This window comes from Sphaerisporangium flaviroseum (assembly GCF_039537005.1).
In the GTDB taxonomy this organism is placed as follows: domain Bacteria; phylum Actinomycetota; class Actinomycetes; order Streptosporangiales; family Streptosporangiaceae; genus Sphaerisporangium; species Sphaerisporangium flaviroseum.
This window is the reverse complement of the sequence record NZ_BAAAZR010000073.1, coordinates 1-863: the sequence shown is the minus strand read 5'-3', so window position 1 is coordinate 863 and position 863 is coordinate 1. Positions and strand designations below refer to the sequence as shown.

General features: G+C 66.2%; 1 protein-coding gene. It reads right to left on the bottom strand.

Features of this window, described 5'->3' with window-relative positions:
* On the bottom strand, positions 1–198 hold a 198-nt coding region (locus ABD810_RS40805), incomplete at its 3' end, for a hypothetical protein (RefSeq protein WP_344953950.1).
* Positions 199–863: the final 665 nt, after the last annotated feature.

The following is an 863-nucleotide window of genomic DNA, read 5'->3' as shown; positions in this document are numbered from 1 at the left end:
ACTGGGCCACCGGAGCCAGACCGTCGGCGGCCAGTGCACGGCCGCCGCGACGGCGGGCCGTGCGCGGGACATTCCGCCGAGATCCGCGCCGGGAAGTGTGCCCGACGTGGCGTCCTCGATGTCCAGCAGGACCGCGGTGATCTCCAGGCGCAGCCGCCACAGACCGACGGTCGCCGCTGCCCTGCTCCTTCTAGGCATGGTCTGAGGTTATCTGCCGTCCTTCAGGAAAGGGGCTGCGGAGACCGGAGGATGAACCTCGGGCGGAGCCGCCGGAGTGCCCCGGTGACGACCCTCCGCCCCTACCCCCACCGACGAACCAGGAATAAACAGAGTAACAGCAGACCTGATTGCGGACGCCCGATACGCTCCGACGTACGTCGTTCCCGCTTCCCGGCTCGCTCTATGCAAGGCTCCGGCTCGGCGAGCGATGGCCTGCTCATCAGCCGCAGGCTCTCGCATTCAGCGGTCACCTGCAGACCGCCTCGCCATAGCCGCGTTACGAACTCGCAGCTCACGGCCGCGAAGCGGGCACCCCAGCCGACACGCTCCCTGTCTGGCGCCGACGCGCGACCCCTGCCGGCGACCTGCCCTTGACAGTGCGACAGCCGCCGACCGCAGACACGACCCACTCCCGACATCAGTTGTCCCACTTGTTGACCGGCACGAGGACTCGTATGGTCTTGACTCACATCCTGACTCATCTTGACAGAATATAGTTCGGTAGTGGTGTGAGGGGCCACCACCGGCTCTTTCTGGTCGTAGCGGAAGGACCCGCCATGACAGCCAGTCAAATACCGCCGATTCGCCACCTGTGCGAACGGGTCATCACCGGCGCCAACTCCGCTGTTCAGGTCGAGATCGTC